This window comes from Variovorax sp. GW821-FHT09B05, from assembly GCF_059418265.1.
In genome coordinates this window covers 249,891-265,945 of the sequence record NZ_JBWKPN010000012.1, presented here as the reverse complement: position 1 = coordinate 265,945, position 16,055 = coordinate 249,891, and the positions used below count along the sequence as shown (strand labels likewise).

The following is a 16,055-nucleotide window of genomic DNA, read 5'->3' as shown; positions in this document are numbered from 1 at the left end:
GCGTGGGTGAAGAAAATGGGGAAAGACGGGCCGATGCAAGAAGCAGGCTCAGGCCGGCGCGAAGGACTGCTGCACGAAGCCCTGCTGGTGGCCGCGCTCCCAGGTGGCTTCCTCGCGCACCACCCAGCGCAGCGCATGCAGCTCGGTCAGCGCCTGCACCCAGCTGTCGGACAGCGTGTCGAGGATCGCCTCGCCCTGCTCGCGCGTGGCGGTGGTCGGGTCGCCGATCACGCCGCTGGGGCCGAAGTCGCGCGCGGTCCAGGCGCAGGCCGGACGGCCGTCGGCCGACAGCAGCTTGATCGGGAACGGCGGCGGGAAGTTGGCCACCGCGCGCTCCATGTGCACCGTCTCGGGCGCGAGCGCGAGCATCAGCGCGGTCTCGGAATGGCCGGCATGCATCGCGAGCTTCTTCTCCTGCTCGCTGACCTGCTTGCTGGCCGCGCTCGGCAGGCGCGACACGCCGTGCGGCACCACCACGAAGTCGCCATGGCGCAGCCGCAGTTCGCGCGCCGCCATCTCGAGCACCTGCGGCTGGCCGCCGTGGCCGTTGGCGAACAGCAGCTTGCGAAAGCCCGCGCGGTAGACCGATTCGCCGATCTCGGTCACGGTCGACAGCAGCGTGGTGCCGGTCAGCGTCATCGTGCCCGGGAAGTGCAGGTGCTCTTCCGACTTGCCGTAGGTGATGGTGGGCAGCGCGAAGGCGCGCACCTCGGCCGGCAGCTTCTCGAGCGCCTTGCCCATCACGCCCGAGCTGATCACGCTGTCGACCGAGCACGGCAGGTGCGGGCCGTGCTGCTCGATCGCGCCGCAGGGCAGCACGATGACCGTGTTCTCGCGGTCGGGCAACGCGGCGATCTCGGTCCAGCTCAGGTAGGGCAGGAAGCGGTGGGGAGGGATGTAGCCGTGGAGCATGGGGACGGTCCTTGGAGTGGTTCTGTTCGTTGAAGAGGGCTCAGGCGCCGACGGCGCCGCCGTGCGCGCGCCATGTCGCCGGCACCTCGCCGTGCGCGACGCGGCCCGCGCGCAGCACCACGCGCGATGCGCTGCGCGAGGGCCAGCCGAAGCGGTCGGCCGCGCCGAAGAGCACGAGGTCGGCGGGCGCGCCGACGAGCGTCGGGCGTTGCACGCTGGCGTCGCGGCGCAGCCAGTCGGCGCGGCACAGCGCCTCCGACCAGGTCTCGAACGGCTCGTCGAGCTGCGCCACCAGCGCGGCCATGCCCAGCGCTTCCACCGGATCGAAGCTGCCGAGCCGGCAGAACGGGTCCTGCACGTTGTCGCTCGCAAACAGCAGCGGGATGCCGCGCTCGCGCGCCTCCTTCACCAGCGTGATGCCGCGCCGGCGCGGCGTGCGGCCGGTCACGGCGTCCTGCAGCAGCAGGTTGGTGGCGGGCAGCGAGACCACCGTGATCGGCGCGCGCGCCACCGCGTCGAGCGTGGCCAGCGCCTGCGCCTCGGGCTGTTCCGCGAGCGCGCAGATATGGCCGCAGACCACGCGGCCTTCGTAGCCGATCTCGGCCAGGATGCGCGCGGTGGCCGCCAGGCCCGTGGCCGAGGCATTGAGCTCCTCGTCCACGTGCAGGTCGATGTCGAGCTCGCAGGCCTGCGCCGCGCGCAGCAGGTTGCGCAGCGCGTTCTCGCTCCAGTTGGTGGAATGCACGAAGCCGCCTAGCAGCGCATGCGGCCCGGTGGCCTTCACCTGCTTCGCGAGCCGCAGCGCCTGCGCCGCGTCCTCGAACAGCGGCAGCTTGATCAGGCTCACCTGCTCGAGCCGCACGCGGCCTGCCCATTCCTGCGCCAGCTCGGCCATCACCGGCCAGGCCATCGGCAGGGCATCGGGCTCCCACCAGTCGATGTGCGTGCGCACGTGCGTGGTGCCGCATTCCCAGGCCCATTGCAGCCCGCGCGCCGCGCGTTCGCGCACGTCGGCGGGCGTCCAGTTCACGCGGTCGGCCAGCATCGCGTCGATGGCGCCGAGCAGGCCCGGCTGCACCGCCTTCATGCGCGGCAGCGTGAAGACCTTGTCGAGGTGCGTGTGGGCATCGACGAAGCCCGGCAGCGCGAGCGTGCCGCCGAGGTCCCAGCCCGCGGCGGGCGTCGGGGCATCGTCCGCGGGGCGCAGCGACTGCACGCGGCCGCCCTCGATCGCGAGCCGTGCGAGCACCGGCACGCCGTCGCGCTGCGGCCAGTCGGCCGGCAGCAGCCAGCGCGGCAGGCGCACCCGGTCGAGCAGCACGGGCGCGTTCATGCGAAGCGCGCCATGGCGTTGCCGACCTTGGCCATGAAGCGCTTCAGCTGGGGCTCGGTCGCCACGTTCATGTGGTAGTGGGCGTGGTAGTCGACCCGGGCGCCATGGCCCGTCAGCCGTTTCATGTAGCGCGTGACGATCTTGCGCGGCGGGTCACCCATGTACATCGCCACCCAGCGCGGCCGGCCGTAGGTGACCACGGCGCTGATGCGCTTGATGTGCGTGAGCATCGGCTTCACGTTGGCGGGGTCGCTGATGTCGAAGGCCACGCCGGGCATGAACAGCCGGTCGAAGTAGCCCTTGAGCATGGCCGGCAGGCCGAAGCACCAGGTCGGGAAGCAGAACACGATGCCCTCGGCCCACTGCAGCCGTTCCACGTAGGGCTTGAGCGGCAGCTGGTTGGCCGGCACCTCGTGGTAGCCCAGCCGCTCCTCGCGCGACAGCACCGGATCGAAGCCCTCGGCATAGAGGTCGCAGTCGTCGACCTCGTGGCCGGCCGCGCGCAGGTTCTTCAGCACCTCCTGGTGCAGGGCGGCATGGAAGCTGGTTTCGACCGGATGGCAGTAGACGACGAGCACGCGCATGGTGTTTGACCGCTTAATCAGAGCAAGTGGTCAGGTTTAGCAAGCGACGTGCCAGCGCGGGCGCACCGGATTGGGGCCGGTGCGGTCTGGCGGGAGAGGAAAGCGCCCGGGCGGCGCGCGCTGCTAGCTCGCGCGGATGCCGCAGCCGGCCAGCACGAAGGCCACCAGCTCGCGCGCGATCGGCTCGCGGTCGATCGGCGCGTCGGGCGGCAGGCCCAGCATCACGCGCGTCTGGATCGCGTAGTCGGCATAGCTCTGGGTCATGGCCCAGACGTGCATCAGCAGGATGCGCGCATCGAGCGGGCGCATCTGCCCGCGCGCGATCCAGCCGTTGATGATGTCGACCTTCTTCTGCGTCCAGGCGCGCGCATTGGGCCAGTAGCGGTCGAGGTTGCGGCCGCCGTCGAGGATCTCGCGCGTGAAGATGCGCGACATCTCGGGACTGTCGATCGCATGGTCGAGCTTCTTGCGGATGTAGTCGCCGAGCACCGTCGCCGGGTCGCTCGCGTCCTCGAACGAGAACACCACCTTCCACGCATGCAGCACCTGCATCAGCAGTTCTTCGTACAGCTCTTCCTTGCCGACGATGTAGTAGTGCAGCTGCGGCTTGGTGAGGCCGGCGCGCGCCGCGATGGCCTGGGTCGAGGTGCCCTTCAGGCCATGCAGGCTGAACTCCGCGATGGCCGCGGCGCGGATCGCCGCCATGATGCGTTCGCGGCCCGGGCGCGCGCGCGACAGCGGCCCGTCGGGCGCGGGCATTTCCTGGGCGGTCGAGACGGGAAGGGCGGCGGAGTCGGCGTTCATGGCGAGGGAGTGGCGCGGCGTGCGCGCGGTGGATGGTAATCCTTGCGCCCCCACGGCCGCATGACCGCATGCCATGCCGGCATGGCCGCGCCGAGCAGCCGGGCATGGTTCATGTATCTTCTCGCCGCCTCGAAAAATTCATTCAACACAAGGAGTTCTCCATGTACCTTTCCCCTCGCTTCAGGGCCCTCGCGGCCGGTGCCGCGATGCTGGCGGCCAGCGCGCTCGCGCAGGCGCAGCAGGCGCTCCCCAACGTGGTGATCCTGGCCACCGGCGGCACCATCGCGGGCGCCGGCGCCTCGGCCGTCAACAGCGCCACCTACGCGGCCGCCAAGGTCGGCGTCGAGAAGCTGATCGCGGGCCTGCCCGAGCTCTCCAAGGTCGCCAACGTGCGCGGCGAACAGGTGTTCCAGGTCGCGTCCGAGAGCCTCACCAACGACAACCTGCTCACGCTCGCCAAGCGCGTGTCGGCGCTGTCGAAGCAGAGCGACGTCGACGGCATCGTGATCACGCACGGCACCGACACGCTCGAAGAAACCGCCTACTTCCTGACCCTGACCGTGCACACGGCCAAGCCGATCGTGGTGGTCGGCTCGATGCGTCCGGGCACCGCGCTGTCGGCCGACGGCGCGCTCAACCTGTACGACGCCGTGACGGTGGCCGGCAGCAAGGACGCCGCGGGCAAGGGCGTGCTGGTGACGATGGGCGACAACATCGACACCGGCCGCGACGTGAGCAAGAGCGTGAACATCAAGACCAGCGCCTTCTCGAGCCAGTGGGGCCCGTTGGGCATGGTGGTCGAGGGCAAGAACTACTGGTTCCGCGCACCGGTCAAGCGCCACACCATGAACTCGGAGTTCGACATCGACCAGATCAACGCGCTGCCGCCGGTCGAGATCGCCATGGGCTACGAGGGCGTGTCCTCGACCGCCATCGACGCGCTCGCCAAGAGCGGCATCAAGGCGCTGATCCATGGCGGCACCGGCAACGGCTCGGTCGCCGACCGCATCGTGCCGAACCTGCAGAAGGTGCGCGCCGACGGCATCGTCGTCATCCGCAGCTCGCGCGTGCCCGACGGCTTCGTGATCCGCAATGCCGAGCAGCCCGACGACAAGTACGACTGGGTGGTGGCGCACGACCTGCGCCCGCAGAAGGCGCGCATCCTCGCGATGGTCGCGCTGACGAAGACCAGCGACACCAAGGAACTGCAGCGCATCTTCTGGGAATACTGATCCCTCGATCCGCGTCGGTCGCCAGGGCCGCGCCGCTTCCGCGAGGAAGGGCGCGGCCCTTTTTCTTTCTGGGCCGGCTCAGCGCGCGAGCCGCCGCTGCCGATGCCGCGCGAACTCCAGCCCGCCCACGCACACCACCAGCCAGGCCAGCCCGGTCAGCAGGCCCGCCACCACGTCGCTCGCGAAGTGCACCTGCAGGAAGATCCGGCTGCAGGCGATGGTGACGATCGCGGCGGCGCCGGCCATCGCCGCCGCCACGTGCCAGCGCGGCGGCAGCAGGCGCAGTGCGAGATAGACCAGCATGCCGTAGCTCACGATCGCGCCCGCGCTGTGGCCGCTCGGGAAGCTGTAGCTGGTCTCGTGCGCCAGGCCGTGGTCGTGCAGCGGCCGGGCGCGCGCGAAGATCTGCTTGAGCGCCGGGTTCAGCAGCACGATCCCCACCAGCGCCATCGACCAGCCGAGCGCCAGGCCGCGATGGGAACGGTGCCACAGCAGCAGCGCCACGAGCACCGCCACCGGCGCCAGGGTGGCGAAGTCGCCGAGCCGCGTGAGCCAGCTGAACGCGAGGATCACGCCGCGCGGCATGTGCTGCGCGATCGCATCGGTCAGCGCCTGGTCGGCCAGGCCCAGCGTGCGGCCGTCGCCGAGGTTCGAGGCGATCCAGGCGAACAGGCTCGAGGCGCCGAGGATCGCCGCGAAGCCGAGCACCAGCGCGAGCACCAGCCGCGGTTCGTCGGGCTCTTCTTCCGCGGCCAGCGCGAGCCGGCGGCGCTGCGCCATCCAGCAGGCCAGGCCGGCGATCAGCACCGAGGCCAGCAGCAGCGAGAGGAAGCCGCCCAGCGCATGGGCGCCGAGCTGTTCGGCATGCGCGACGAGGGCGGGAGGGTGGGGGAGGGGAGCGGAAGGAAGGGAAGGGACGGGGACTGCCGATGACATGCGGCGCACCCTAAAGCGGCGCCGCCACGCTGGCAAGCGAAAGCCTTACGGCGTCGGCGAGCACGAAGGCCTGGCGCTCGGGCGCATAGTCCCAGCGCTCGACCGCGCAGGCGCGCGCGCCGTCGTCGCGCCGCACCACGTTGACCGAGTTCGGATGCCCCGCGCGCACGCGCCACGACACCGCCGTGCCCGCCTGCACCGCCCACATCGGCCGCGGGCAATCGACGAAGCACTCGTGCAGCGGCAGCACGAAGGGCAGGTGGATGTGGCCGCCGAGCACCAGGTCGGCGCCGGCCGCGGCCCAGCGCGCCACCGCCGCCTCGCCGCCGTGCAGCCGGTTGCCGATGTCCTCGCGCCGCGTCACCGCCACCGGCTGGTGCGTGACCACCACGCGCAGCTGCGACGGCGCCGCCGCGGCCAGCCGACGCGCCACGCGCTCGACCTGCGCGTGCGACACCTCGCCATCCTCGTGGCGCCAGCGGCGCGTGGTCTTGACGCCGATCGCCAGCCAGCCGGGCGTGTCGATCACCGGCTCGAGTTCGTCGCCGAAGGCTTCGCTGTAGCGGCCATAGGGCGCGAAGGCGCGCGCCGCGAGCTGGAACAGCGGGATGTCGTGGTTGCCCGGGATCGCCAGCAGCGCCCGCGGCGCCAGCCGGTCGACGAAGGCGCGCGCGGCCGCGAACTGCGCGCGCGTGGCGCGCTGCGTGATGTCGCCCGACAGCACCAGCAGCTCGGGCGCGAGCTCGCGCGCCAGCCGCTCGAGTGCCGCCAGCACCGGCGGCTGCTCGGTGCCGAAGTGCGGATCGGAAACCTGCAGCAACACGCTCATTGCTTGGCCGCCTCCAGCTCGGGCGCCACGTCGGGCCGCACCAGCCACAGCGGCTCGGGCGAGACGCGGAACAGCAGCGGCATCTCGGCCCAGCCGATCTCGCCGTCGGTCGCCACCTTCACGCGCCGCGGGCCGCGGCTGCCCGCGCGGCCGATGCGCACCGTCATCGACTCGAAGGGAAAGCTCAGCACCTCGTCGGCCTCGCCGAGCCGTCCGAGCGCGCCGCGCAGCAGCAGCCCCGGCATCGACAGCAGGCCATGGGGCTTGAGCGCCACCGCGGCCAGTTGCCCCTGTTCGGGCGCGTCGGCATGCTCGATGCCGATCTGCAGCAGCTGCAGCGGGTTGTTGCCGACGAACAGCGTGGGCGTGCGGATCGCGCGCTCCTGGCCGCGCCAGCCCATGCGCAGGTCGAGCGTGCGGTGGCCGCGCAGCACGGTCAGCAGGCCGGCGCCGAGCGCGATCAGGCGGTTGCGCCCGTAGCGCGACTTGTAGTGCTCGCGCTCCTCGAGCAGCTGGGCATACAGGCCCAGGCTGGCGTTGACCAGGAAGGCGCGGTCGTTGAGCAGCCCGACCTGCACCGGCCGCGGCGGATGGGTCAGCAGCACCTCGAGCGCCTGGGCGGTGTCGCGCGGAATGCCGTGGGCCCGGCTGAAGTAGTTGAAGGTGCCTTGCGGCAGCACGCCGAAGGCGCAGCCGCTGCCCAGCGTGGCCTGGGCCACGGCATTGATCGTGCCGTCGCCGCCCGCGGCCACGACCACGCCGCCGGCGGCGCGCGCGCGCTCCACCGCCTCGCGCGCCAGCGCGCGCAGGCTGCCGGGGCCGTCGTCGGCGCTGCCGCGGTCGACCGTGAAGATGCGCAGCCGGCGGTCGGCCGCGGCGCAGCCTTCCTCGATGACCTGGCGGGCCTGGACGGCGTCCTCGCTGCCGGAGGCGGCATTGAGCACGATGAAGAGCGGGGTGTTCGGGCCGGTCTCGGGCACTGGCATGGGTCGTCTGGGGCTGGGGGCTCGTAGGGGGAGGGGCGTCGGATCGGCGTGGCGAGCGGGCGTTCCCGGCCCGCATGAAAAGCGCCGGCCGCGGGGCCGTCGGAAGACGATGGCCCGCGCGGACCCCGGTTTGTCGCACGGCCCGTGTCCGCTGCGTGGCAGGCACCTTCCCGACCCGCTGTGGGAGAGTTGCCCTCCGCCCGTAAAATCGCGGGCTTTCGCGGCGCACCGCCGCGCTTTCGTCCAACGCCCGGCCGCGCCGGCCGGCACCCTTCATGTTGACCTTCCAGCAAATCATTCTCAAATTGCAGTCGTACTGGGCCGACAAGGGCTGCGCGCTGCTGCAACCGTACGACATGGAAGTGGGCGCGGGCACCTCGCACACCGCCACCTTCCTGCGCGCGCTCGGCCCCGAGCCCTGGAAGGCCGCCTACGTGCAGCCCAGCCGCCGCCCCAAGGACGGCCGCTACGGCGAGAACCCCAACCGCGGCCAGCACTACTACCAGTACCAGGTCGTGCTCAAGCCCGCGCCCGCGAACATCCTCGAGCTCTACCTCGGCAGCCTCGAGGCGCTGGGCTTCGACCTCAAGAAGAACGACATCCGCTTCGTCGAGGACGACTGGGAGAACCCCACGCTCGGCGCCTGGGGCCTGGGCTGGGAGGTCTGGCTCAACGGCATGGAGGTGACGCAGTTCACCTACTTCCAGCAGGTCGGCGGCATCGACTGCAAGCCGATCACCGGCGAGATCACCTACGGCCTCGAGCGCCTGGCCATGTACCTGCAGGGCGTGGAGAACATGTACGACCTGGTGTGGACCGAAGGCCACGGCGGCGCCAAGCTCAGCTACGGCGACGTGTTCAAGCAGAACGAGGTCGAACAGTCGGCCTACAACTTCGAGCACTCCGATGCCGAGTTCCTGTTCACCGCCTTCGCCGCGCACGAGAAGCAGGCCAGGCACCTGATGGCCGAGCAGCTCGCGCTGCCGGCCTACGAGCAGGTGCTCAAGGCCGCGCACAGCTTCAACCTGCTCGACGCGCGCGGCGCGATCAGCGTGACCGAACGCGCGGCCTACATCGGCCGCATCCGCAACCTCGCGCGCAGCGTGGCGCAGAGCTACTACGACAGCCGGGAACGGCTGGGCTTCCCGATGGCACCGCGCGAATGGGTCGCGCAGATCGCACCGAAGAAGGCCGCCTGAGCGATGACGACCCCCATGAACAAGACCTCCCTGCTGGTTGAACTGTTTGTCGAAGAACTGCCGCCGAAGGCACTGAAGAAGCTCGGCGAGGCCTTCGCGGGCGTGCTGCGCGATCAGCTCGTGGCCCAGGGCCTGGCCGAGGCCGGCTCGGTGCTCACGCCCTTCGCCTCGCCGCGCCGCCTGGCCGCGCACCTCACGCACGTGGCCGAGCGCGCCGCCGACAAGGCCGTCTCGCAGAAGCTGATGCCCGTGGCCGTGGGGCTCGATGCCTCGGGCCAGCCCACGCCCGCGCTGCTCAAGCGCCTGGGTGCGCTCGGCGCCGACGCCTCGGCCGTGCCCGGCCTCAAGCGCGCCATGGACGGCAAGGCCGAAGCCCTGTTCTACGAGAGCACGGCCAAGGGCGCCACCCTGGCCGAAGGCCTGCAGAAGGCACTGGCCGAAGCCATCGCCAAGCTGCCGATTCCCAAGGTCATGAGCTACCAGCTCGAGAGCGGCTGCGAGCTGCCGGGCTGGACCAGCGTGAGCTTCGTGCGCCCCGCGCACGGCCTGGTCGCGCTGCATGGCGATGCCGTGGTGCCCGTCGAGGCGCTGGGTCTCCAGGCCGGCCGCGAAACGCATGGCCACCGCTTCGAGGCCGCGGTCGATCCCGTGGTGCTGCGCAACGCCGACAGCTATGCGCTGCAGCTGCAGGACGAAGGCGCGGTGATCGCGAGCTTCGAGGCGCGCCGCGCCGAGATCGCGCGCCAGCTCGCCGCGGCCGCGGTCCAGGTCGGCGGCGGCTCGGTGCCGATCCACGACGACGCGCTGCTCGACGAGGTCACGGCGCTGGTCGAACGGCCCAACGTGCTGGTCTGCAGCTTCGAGCGCGAGTTCCTCGAGGTGCCGCAGGAATGCCTGATCCTCACGATGAAGGCGAACCAGAAGTACTTCCCGCTGCTCGACGCATCGAGCAGGCTCACCAACCGGTTCCTGGTCGTCAGCAACATCAGCCCCGACGACGCCAGTGCCGTCATCGGCGGCAACGAGCGCGTGGTGCGCCCGCGCCTGGCCGACGCCAAGTTCTTCTTTGACCAGGACCGCAAGAAGACGCTGGCCTCGCGCGTCGCGTTGCTGGGCAAGGTGGTCTATCACAACAAGCTCGGCACCCAGGGCGAACGCGTGGAGCGCGTGATGCGCATCGCGCGCGCCATCGCCGACCAGCTCGGCGATGCCAACGTGGCGCGCCAGGCCGTGCAGGCCGCCCAGCTGGCCAAGGCCGATCTCGTGACCGACATGGTCGGCGAGTTCCCCGAGCTGCAGGGCATCATGGGCCGCTACTACGCGCTGCACGACGGCCTCGACGCGGCCGTGGCCGATGCCATCGAGGACCACTACAAGCCGCGCTTCGCGGGCGACGAACTGCCGCGCAACAGCGTCGGCCTGGTGGTCGCGCTGGCCGACAAGCTCGAGACCCTGGTCGGCATGTTCGGCATCGGCAACCTGCCCACCGGCGACCGCGACCCGTTCGCGCTGCGCCGCCATGCGCTCGGCACGATCCGCATGCTGATCGAGAAGAACCTGCCGCTGGACCTCGACGCGCTGCTGGCCGAAGCCGCCGCGCAGTTCCAGGACATCGCTGGCTTCGATGCCTCCAAGGCCACGGTCGAGCTGCAGGACTTCATCCTCGACCGTCTCGCCGGCAGCCTGCGCGAGCAGGGCGCCAGCGCGCAGGAAGTCGATGCCGTGCTGGCTCCGCGTCCGCAGCGCCTGGGCCAGGTGCCCCAGCTGCTCGCCGCCGTGCGCGCCTTCGCCGTGCTGCCCGCCGCCGCCGCGCTGGCCGCGGCCAACAAGCGCATCGGCAACATCCTCAAGAAGGCCCCCGAAGCCGACGCCCACGTCAGCGAGCTGCTGCTGCAGGAGCCCGCCGAGAAGGCGCTGCATGCCGCCATGGCGCAGGTGGTGCCCGCCGCCAACGCCCAGTTCGATGCCGGCGACTACACCGCCTCGCTGCAGACCCTGGCCGCGCTGCGCGAACCGGTCGACGCCTTCTTCGACGGCGTGATGGTCAATGCCGAGCAGGCCGACCTGCGGCTCAACCGGCTGGGGCTCCTGATGTCGCTGCATGCCGCGATGAACCGCGTGGCGCAGCTCGAGCGGCTGGCTGTCTGAGCGCGCCGGTCCCCGTCATCCCGTTGTCCTCTTCCACTTCCTCTTCATCGGCAGGCGCGTCATGAAACTCGTGATCCTCGACCGCAACGGCACGATCAACGTGCACCGCGAAGACTTCGTGAAGAGCGACACCGAGTGGACGCCGCTGCCCGGTGCGCTCGAGGCCGTGGCGCGGCTCAACCATGCGGGCTGGCACGTGGTGATCGCGTCGAACCAGTCGGGCCTGGGGCGCGGCCTGTTCGACATGGCCTCGCTCAACGCGATGCACGCCAAGATGCACAAGATGCTCGCGGCCGTGGGCGGGCGCGTCGATGCGGTGTTCTATTGCCCGCACAGCCCCGACGAGGACTGCGAATGCCGCAAGCCCAAGCCGGGCCTGTTCCAGCAGATCGGCGACCGCTTCGGCATCGACCTGGCCGGCGTGCCCACCGCGGGCGACAGCCTGCGCGACCTGCAGGCCGGTGCGGCCGCCGGCTGCGAACCGCACCTGCTGCTGACCGGCATGGGCGCGGCCTGCCGCGGCTTCGATCCGCTGCCTCCCGAATATCCGGCGGACACGAGGGTGCACGAAGACCTCGCCGCTTTCGTCGACTTTTTGCTCGCGCGCGAGGCGCGGGCCGAATCCATGCAGGTGGCTCTCTGATGGCGTTGCTCCGTTCCGTTCTCCACGCGCTGTGGATGTTCGTCACCGTCGTCCCCTGGGCGATCATCATGCTGGTGTGCTCGATCTGGATGCGCGGCATACCGCTGTACTGGATGGCGGCGCGCTGGCTCTCCTGGGCCGTCGGCAGCGGCGCGCGTGCGCTGCTGGGCATCCGGCTGCGCGTGAGCGGCATGGAGAACCTGCCGGCCGACAAGCTCGCGGGCGCGATCCTGCTGGTCAAGCACCAGTCCACGCTCGAGACCTTCCTGATGCCCACGCTGATGCCGCATCCGCTGGCCTACGTGTTCAAGAAGGAACTGCTCTACGTGCCCTTCTTCGGCTGGGCCATGGGCCGGCTCGACATGATCCACATCGACCGCAGCCAGCGCGCCCAGGCCTTCAACAAGGTGGTGAGCCAGGGCCGCAAGCTGCTCGCGCAGGGCATCTGGATCATCATGTTCCCCGAGGGCACGCGCATCCCGCGCGGCCAGAAGGGCACCTACAAGAGCGGCGGCACGCGCCTGGCCTGCGAGACCGGCGTGCCCGTGATCCCGATCGCCGTGACCTCGGCCAAGGTCTGGCCGCGCAAGGCCTTCGTCAAGCGCGCCGGCGTGGTCGACGTGTCGATCGGCGTGCCGATCTCGAGCGCGGGCCGCAAGCCCGACGAGCTGATGCGCGAGGTCGAGGCCTGGATCGAGGCCGAGATGCACCGCCTCGATCCCGAGGCGTACCGCGATGCCGATGCCACCGGTGGCGTGGCCGGCAGCAGCGCCACGGTCGAGAAGGCGGGTTGAAGGCGCGCGCGTCTTCGGCCGTCGTTCCTTCCTTGTCGTCCATCATCGGGAACCACGCATGCGGGAGCTGATGCAGCTGGCGCTGGACCTGTTCGGCGATGGCGCCGTGGCCGCGCCGCCACCGCCCGCCGCGCCGCGCGGCCGCAAGAGCCCGGGCCCGGCGCGGCCACGCACGCGCCAGCCCGGCAGCCTCGTGCCCGACGCGTTGCCCTTCGCGGTGCCGCCGGTGGTGGCCGTGCCCACCACCGCGGTGCCGCTGGTCGAGGACACGCGTCCCGCCGTACCGCTGGCCGACACCCTGACGCCCGCGAGCTTCGTGCATCCGCAGGCCTCGCGCGAGCTGATGCTGGGCGCGGCGCGCGTCGCCTACGAGTTCAAGCGCGGCAAGCGCCGCACCATCGGTTTCGTCGTCGGCGCCGAGGGCCTGTCGGTGCGCGCGCCGCGCTGGGTCGCGCTGCGCGACGTCGATGCCGCCGTCCGCGAGAAGAGCGACTGGATCCTGCGCAAGCTCGCCGAGACGCAGCAGCGCCACGCGCGCGTCGAGGCCACGCGCATCGACTGGAAGGACGGCGCGGGCTTTCCCTTCCTCGGCGAACCGGTGGTGGTGCGGCTCGATCCGAAGCATGGCTTCGAGGGCGTGGGCGGTGCGCTCGATGCGGGCGACGGCACCGGTCCGCGGCTGCTGCGCCTGGCCGTGGCGCAGAACGCCGAGCCGGCGCAGATCCGCGATGCGGCGCAGGCCTGGTTGATGCGGCAGGCACGCAAGCTGTTCATCGAGCGGCTCGATCACTTTGCGCCGCTGCTGGGGGTGCGGTGGGCGAAGCTGTCGTTGTCGAATGCGGCGACGCGGTGGGGGAGTGCGAGTGCGGATGGGTCGATTCGGTTGAACTGGCGGTTGATTCACTTTCGGTTGTCTGTGGTCGACTACGTGGTGGCGCATGAGTTGGCGCATCTGCGGGTGATGGATCACTCGCATCGGTTCTGGGAGACGGTCGAGAGCGTGGTGCCTGACTACGATGTGTTGAGGCAGCAGTTGAAGGATGAGGCTGTGCCTCGGTGGGGGTGAGCTTTTTGTTTAGGCTGTTGGCCGGGTCTCGCCCCGGCGGGCGAGTCACTTTCTTTTGCTTCGCCAAAAGAAAGTAACCAAAGAAAAGGCGACCCACTGTCTGCGACCCCTTCGCTGCGCAACGGGGCAACCTGCGGTGCTCGCGTTTCGCGGGGTCTCGCAGAACTCGCTCCGCTGCGCTGCGCTCAGACAGCTGCGAGCCCTTATCCGCGAAACGCTGCGCTCCTCGGCGCAGCCAGAGGGGTGGGTCGGGCCGTCGCTGCGCTCGGCCACCAAGACCCAACGGGCCGTCGCTTCGCTCGGCCTCGAAAGAAGACCCGGAGCGGAAGCATTTCTGCACCCCACACAAGGACGCGCCATGGCGCGTTGACCCTAATCCCCTCTGGCTGTGCCGAGGAGCGCAGGAGAAAGCGGGATAAGGGCCGCAGCTGTCTGAGCGAAGCGAGTTCTGCGGACCCCCGCTTTCTCCGAGCACCGCAGGTTGCCCGTAGCGAAGCGGAGGGACACAGACAGCGGGGTCGCCTTTTCTTTGCCTACTTTCTTTTGGCGAAGCAAAAGAAAGTAGGTCGCCCGCCGGGGCGAGACCCGGCCAACGACCTAACCAACAGGCAAGAAGGCGACAACAAAAAGCAGCCCGTCAGACAGCCCGAATAGGGATATACATCTCCCCCCCACCCGCCACAAACTCCTTCGACTTCTCCTCCATCCCCTTCTCCACAGCCAACGCCTCCGCCACCCCCTTAGCCGCAGCGTACTCCCGCACCTCCTGCGTGATCTTCATCGAGCAGAACTTCGGCCCGCACATCGAACAGAAGTGCGCCACCTTGCTCGAATCCTTCGGCAGCGTCTCGTCGTGGAATTCGCGCGCCGTATCCGGATCGAGCCCCAGGTTGAACTGGTCCTGCCAGCGGAACTCGAAGCGCGCCTTGCTCAGCGCATCGTCGCGCGAGCGCGCTCCCGGGTGCCCCTTCGCCACGTCCGCCGCATGCGCCGCGATCTTGTAGGCAATGATCCCCTGCTTCACGTCGTCGCGGTCGGGCAGCCCCAGGTGCTCCTTCGGCGTCACGTAGCACAGCATCGCCGTGCCGGCCCAGCCGATCATCGCCGCGCCGATCGCGCTCGCGATGTGGTCGTAGCCCGGCGCGATGTCGATCGTCAGCGGGCCCAGGGTGTAGAACGGCGCCTCGTGGCAGTGCTTGAGCTGCTCGTCCATGTTCGACTGGATCATGTGCATCGGCACGTGGCCCGGGCCTTCGATCATGGTCTGCACGTCGTGCTTCCAGGCGATCTGCGTGAGCTCGCCGAGGGTGCGCAGCTCGGCGAACTGCGCCTCGTCGTTGGCGTCGGCACCGCTGCCGGGGCGCAGGCCGTCGCCGAGCGAGAAGCTCACGTCGTAGGCCTTCATGATGTCGCAGATGTCCTCGAAGTGCGTGTAGAGGAAGCTCTCCTTGTGATGCGCGATGCACCACTTCGCCATGATCGAGCCGCCGCGCGAGACGATGCCGGTCATGCGGTCGGCGGTCAGGTGGATGAACGGCAGCCGCAGCCCGGCGTGGATGGTGAAGTAGTCGACGCCCTGCTCGGCCTGCTCGATCAGCGTGTCGCGGTAGATCTCCCAGGTCAGGTCCTCGGCCACGCCGCCGACCTTCTCGAGCGCCTGGTAGATCGGCACGGTGCCGATGGGCACCGGGCTGTTGCGCACGATCCAGTCGCGCGTGGTGTGGATGTTCTTGCCGGTCGACAGGTCCATCACGTTGTCGGCGCCCCAGCGGATCGCCCACACCAGCTTCTCCACTTCTTCCTCGATGCTCGAGGTCACGGCCGAGTTGCCGATGTTGGCGTTGATCTTCACCTTGAAGTTACGCCCGATCGCCATCGGCTCCACCTCGGGGTGGTTGATGTTGGCGGGAATGATCGCGCGGCCCCGCGCCACCTCGTCGCGCACGAACTCGGGCGTGATGATGCGCGGGATGCTCGCGCCCATGGGGTTGCCGGCCACGCGCTTCGCGCGCTCCTCGTTGGCGAGGTACTCGGCCATCCACTCGCGCTTGCCGTTCTCGCGCAGCGCCACGTACTCCATCTCGGGCGTGACGATGCCGCGGCGCGCATAGTGCATCTGCGTGACGTTGGCGCCCGACTTCGCGCGGCGCGGCGTGCGCTGCAGCGCCGAGGCACCGGCGCGCAGCTCGGCCAGGCGCTGGGCATCGCGGTCCTCGTTCTTCGCGCCGTCGTCGAGCGCATGGTGCGTGCGCCCCTCGTAGCTCTCGGTGTCGCCGCGTTCGGCGACCCAGGCACCGCGCACGTCGGGCAGGCCGCGGCGCACGTCGATCTCGACCTTCGGGTCGGTGTAGGGGCCCGAGGTGTCGTAGAGCGACACGGTCTCGCCGTTGGTGAGCTTCACGTCGCGCACCGGCACGAACAGGTCGGGCCTGCTGCCGGGAATGACGCACTTGTGCGACGCGGGGAAGGGCTCGCGCGTGAGCGAGAGCAGGGTGGTGAACTTGTCGGGGGCATTCATGCAGGGCACTCCTTGTGGATGGAAAGGGTGCTCCGCAATCGCTCGGTGGGCTGTGGGCGCCGTCTCGGGTG

The 16,055-nt window shown here is 70.1% G+C and carries 14 protein-coding genes; 6 read left to right on the top strand and 8 right to left on the bottom strand.

Translation table 11 applies throughout. The annotated features are described in order from the left end of the window. Nucleotides 1-48: 48 nt before the first annotated feature. The 4 genes from AC07RM_RS28675 to AC07RM_RS28660 all read right to left on the bottom strand — a co-directional run bounded on the left by AC07RM_RS28675 (nt 49) and on the right by AC07RM_RS28660 (nt 3,633). Nucleotides 49-912 carry a creatininase family protein gene (locus AC07RM_RS28675; protein WP_093348298.1) on the bottom strand — a complete coding sequence of 288 codons (864 nt, stop codon included), beginning with the start codon at nt 910-912 and terminating at the stop codon, nt 49-51. 40 nt (nt 913-952) lie between these two features. Next, entirely contained in the window at nt 953-2,245 is a 1,293-nt protein-coding gene (locus AC07RM_RS28670; protein ID WP_495336700.1) for an amidohydrolase family protein, read from the bottom strand. Beyond that, nucleotides 2,242-2,829 (bottom strand): NAD(P)H-dependent oxidoreductase, encoded by a 588-nt coding sequence (locus tag AC07RM_RS28665; protein WP_057596983.1) that lies wholly within the window; start codon nt 2,827-2,829, stop codon nt 2,242-2,244. The genes AC07RM_RS28670 and AC07RM_RS28665 overlap by 4 nt, the downstream gene beginning before the upstream one ends. Nucleotides 2,830-2,952: 123 nt before the next feature. After that, nucleotides 2,953-3,633, bottom strand: a complete 681-nt coding sequence (locus tag AC07RM_RS28660; RefSeq protein ID WP_177239444.1) for a TetR/AcrR family transcriptional regulator — start codon at nt 3,631-3,633, stop codon at nt 2,953-2,955. Nucleotides 3,634-3,794: 161 nt separating this feature from the next. On the opposite strand from AC07RM_RS28660, the gene AC07RM_RS28655 reads away from it, so the two are divergent. Then, nucleotides 3,795-4,865 carry an asparaginase gene (locus AC07RM_RS28655; RefSeq protein WP_495336699.1) on the top strand — a complete coding sequence of 357 codons (1,071 nt, stop codon included), beginning with the start codon at nt 3,795-3,797 and terminating at the stop codon, nt 4,863-4,865. A gap of 78 nt (nt 4,866-4,943) precedes the next feature. On the opposite strand, the gene AC07RM_RS28650 is transcribed toward AC07RM_RS28655, so the two are convergent. From AC07RM_RS28650 to AC07RM_RS28640, 3 genes are read right to left on the bottom strand one after another with little or no spacing between them, the layout of a single operon-like run. Next, the gene (locus tag AC07RM_RS28650) at nt 4,944-5,801 is read right to left on the bottom strand and encodes a phosphatase PAP2 family protein (protein ID WP_495336698.1); all 858 of its coding nucleotides are present in this window, start codon (nt 5,799-5,801) and stop codon (nt 4,944-4,946) included. A 10-nt stretch (nt 5,802-5,811) separates the two neighbouring features. Then, a complete protein-coding gene (locus AC07RM_RS28645; RefSeq protein ID WP_495336697.1) occupies nt 5,812-6,630 on the bottom strand; it encodes a metallophosphoesterase family protein in 819 nt (272 codons plus the stop codon). Then, complete coding sequence (locus AC07RM_RS28640; RefSeq protein WP_093348288.1) at nt 6,627-7,616, bottom strand: diacylglycerol/lipid kinase family protein; 990 nt, start codon at nt 7,614-7,616, stop codon at nt 6,627-6,629. The genes AC07RM_RS28645 and AC07RM_RS28640 overlap by 4 nt, the downstream gene beginning before the upstream one ends. A 275-nt stretch (nt 7,617-7,891) precedes the next feature. Between AC07RM_RS28640 and glyQ the strand changes: the two genes are divergently transcribed. From glyQ to AC07RM_RS28615, 5 genes are all read left to right on the top strand, one after another. Beyond that, nucleotides 7,892-8,815, top strand: coding sequence for a glycine--tRNA ligase subunit alpha (gene glyQ / locus AC07RM_RS28635; RefSeq protein ID WP_431510567.1), 924 nt, complete (start codon nt 7,892-7,894; stop codon nt 8,813-8,815). Between the two features lie 15 nt (nt 8,816-8,830). Then, complete coding sequence (glyS, locus tag AC07RM_RS28630; protein WP_495336696.1) at nt 8,831-10,963, top strand: glycine--tRNA ligase subunit beta; 2,133 nt, start codon at nt 8,831-8,833, stop codon at nt 10,961-10,963. 61 nt (nt 10,964-11,024) lie between these two features. Further along, nucleotides 11,025-11,606, top strand: a complete 582-nt coding sequence (gene gmhB, locus AC07RM_RS28625; protein ID WP_172705816.1) for a D-glycero-beta-D-manno-heptose 1,7-bisphosphate 7-phosphatase — start codon at nt 11,025-11,027, stop codon at nt 11,604-11,606. Next, on the top strand, nt 11,606-12,400 hold the full coding sequence (locus tag AC07RM_RS28620) for a lysophospholipid acyltransferase family protein (RefSeq protein WP_208510945.1): 795 nt from the start codon (nt 11,606-11,608) through the stop codon (nt 12,398-12,400). Before gmhB ends, AC07RM_RS28620 begins: the two co-directional genes overlap by 1 nt. Before the next feature lie 58 nt (nt 12,401-12,458). Further along, a complete protein-coding gene (locus AC07RM_RS28615; protein WP_495336695.1) occupies nt 12,459-13,466 on the top strand; it encodes a M48 family metallopeptidase in 1,008 nt (335 codons plus the stop codon). Between the two features lie 637 nt (nt 13,467-14,103). Here the strand turns inward: AC07RM_RS28615 and thiC are convergent. After that, nucleotides 14,104-15,984: a phosphomethylpyrimidine synthase ThiC gene (gene thiC, locus AC07RM_RS28610; RefSeq protein ID WP_093348270.1), complete on the bottom strand. Its 1,881-nt coding sequence runs from the start codon at nt 15,982-15,984 to the stop codon at nt 14,104-14,106. Between the last annotated feature and the right edge of the window lie 71 nt (nt 15,985-16,055).

What these genes read in the sequence shown, in the direction of transcription:
- AC07RM_RS28675 (WP_093348298.1), bottom strand. Translation starts at nt 912, where the DNA reads ATGCTCCACGGCTACATCCCTCCCCACCGCTTCCTGCCCTACCTGAGC.
- glyQ (WP_431510567.1), top strand. Translation starts at nt 7,892, where the DNA reads ATGTTGACCTTCCAGCAAATCATTCTCAAATTGCAGTCGTACTGGGCC.
- AC07RM_RS28665 (WP_057596983.1), bottom strand. Translation starts at nt 2,829, where the DNA reads ATGCGCGTGCTCGTCGTCTACTGCCATCCGGTCGAAACCAGCTTCCAT.
- AC07RM_RS28660 (WP_177239444.1), bottom strand. Translation starts at nt 3,633, where the DNA reads ATGAACGCCGACTCCGCCGCCCTTCCCGTCTCGACCGCCCAGGAAATG.
- AC07RM_RS28655 (WP_495336699.1), top strand. Translation starts at nt 3,795, where the DNA reads ATGTACCTTTCCCCTCGCTTCAGGGCCCTCGCGGCCGGTGCCGCGATG.
- AC07RM_RS28670 (WP_495336700.1), bottom strand. Translation starts at nt 2,245, where the DNA reads ATGAACGCGCCCGTGCTGCTCGACCGGGTGCGCCTGCCGCGCTGGCTG.
- gmhB (WP_172705816.1), top strand. Translation starts at nt 11,025, where the DNA reads ATGAAACTCGTGATCCTCGACCGCAACGGCACGATCAACGTGCACCGC.
- AC07RM_RS28615 (WP_495336695.1), top strand. Translation starts at nt 12,459, where the DNA reads ATGCGGGAGCTGATGCAGCTGGCGCTGGACCTGTTCGGCGATGGCGCC.
- thiC (WP_093348270.1), bottom strand. Translation starts at nt 15,984, where the DNA reads ATGAATGCCCCCGACAAGTTCACCACCCTGCTCTCGCTCACGCGCGAG.
- AC07RM_RS28645 (WP_495336697.1), bottom strand. Translation starts at nt 6,630, where the DNA reads ATGAGCGTGTTGCTGCAGGTTTCCGATCCGCACTTCGGCACCGAGCAG.
- AC07RM_RS28640 (WP_093348288.1), bottom strand. Translation starts at nt 7,616, where the DNA reads ATGCCAGTGCCCGAGACCGGCCCGAACACCCCGCTCTTCATCGTGCTC.
- AC07RM_RS28620 (WP_208510945.1), top strand. Translation starts at nt 11,606, where the DNA reads ATGGCGTTGCTCCGTTCCGTTCTCCACGCGCTGTGGATGTTCGTCACC.
- AC07RM_RS28650 (WP_495336698.1), bottom strand. Translation starts at nt 5,801, where the DNA reads ATGTCATCGGCAGTCCCCGTCCCTTCCCTTCCTTCCGCTCCCCTCCCC.
- glyS (WP_495336696.1), top strand. Translation starts at nt 8,831, where the DNA reads ATGAACAAGACCTCCCTGCTGGTTGAACTGTTTGTCGAAGAACTGCCG.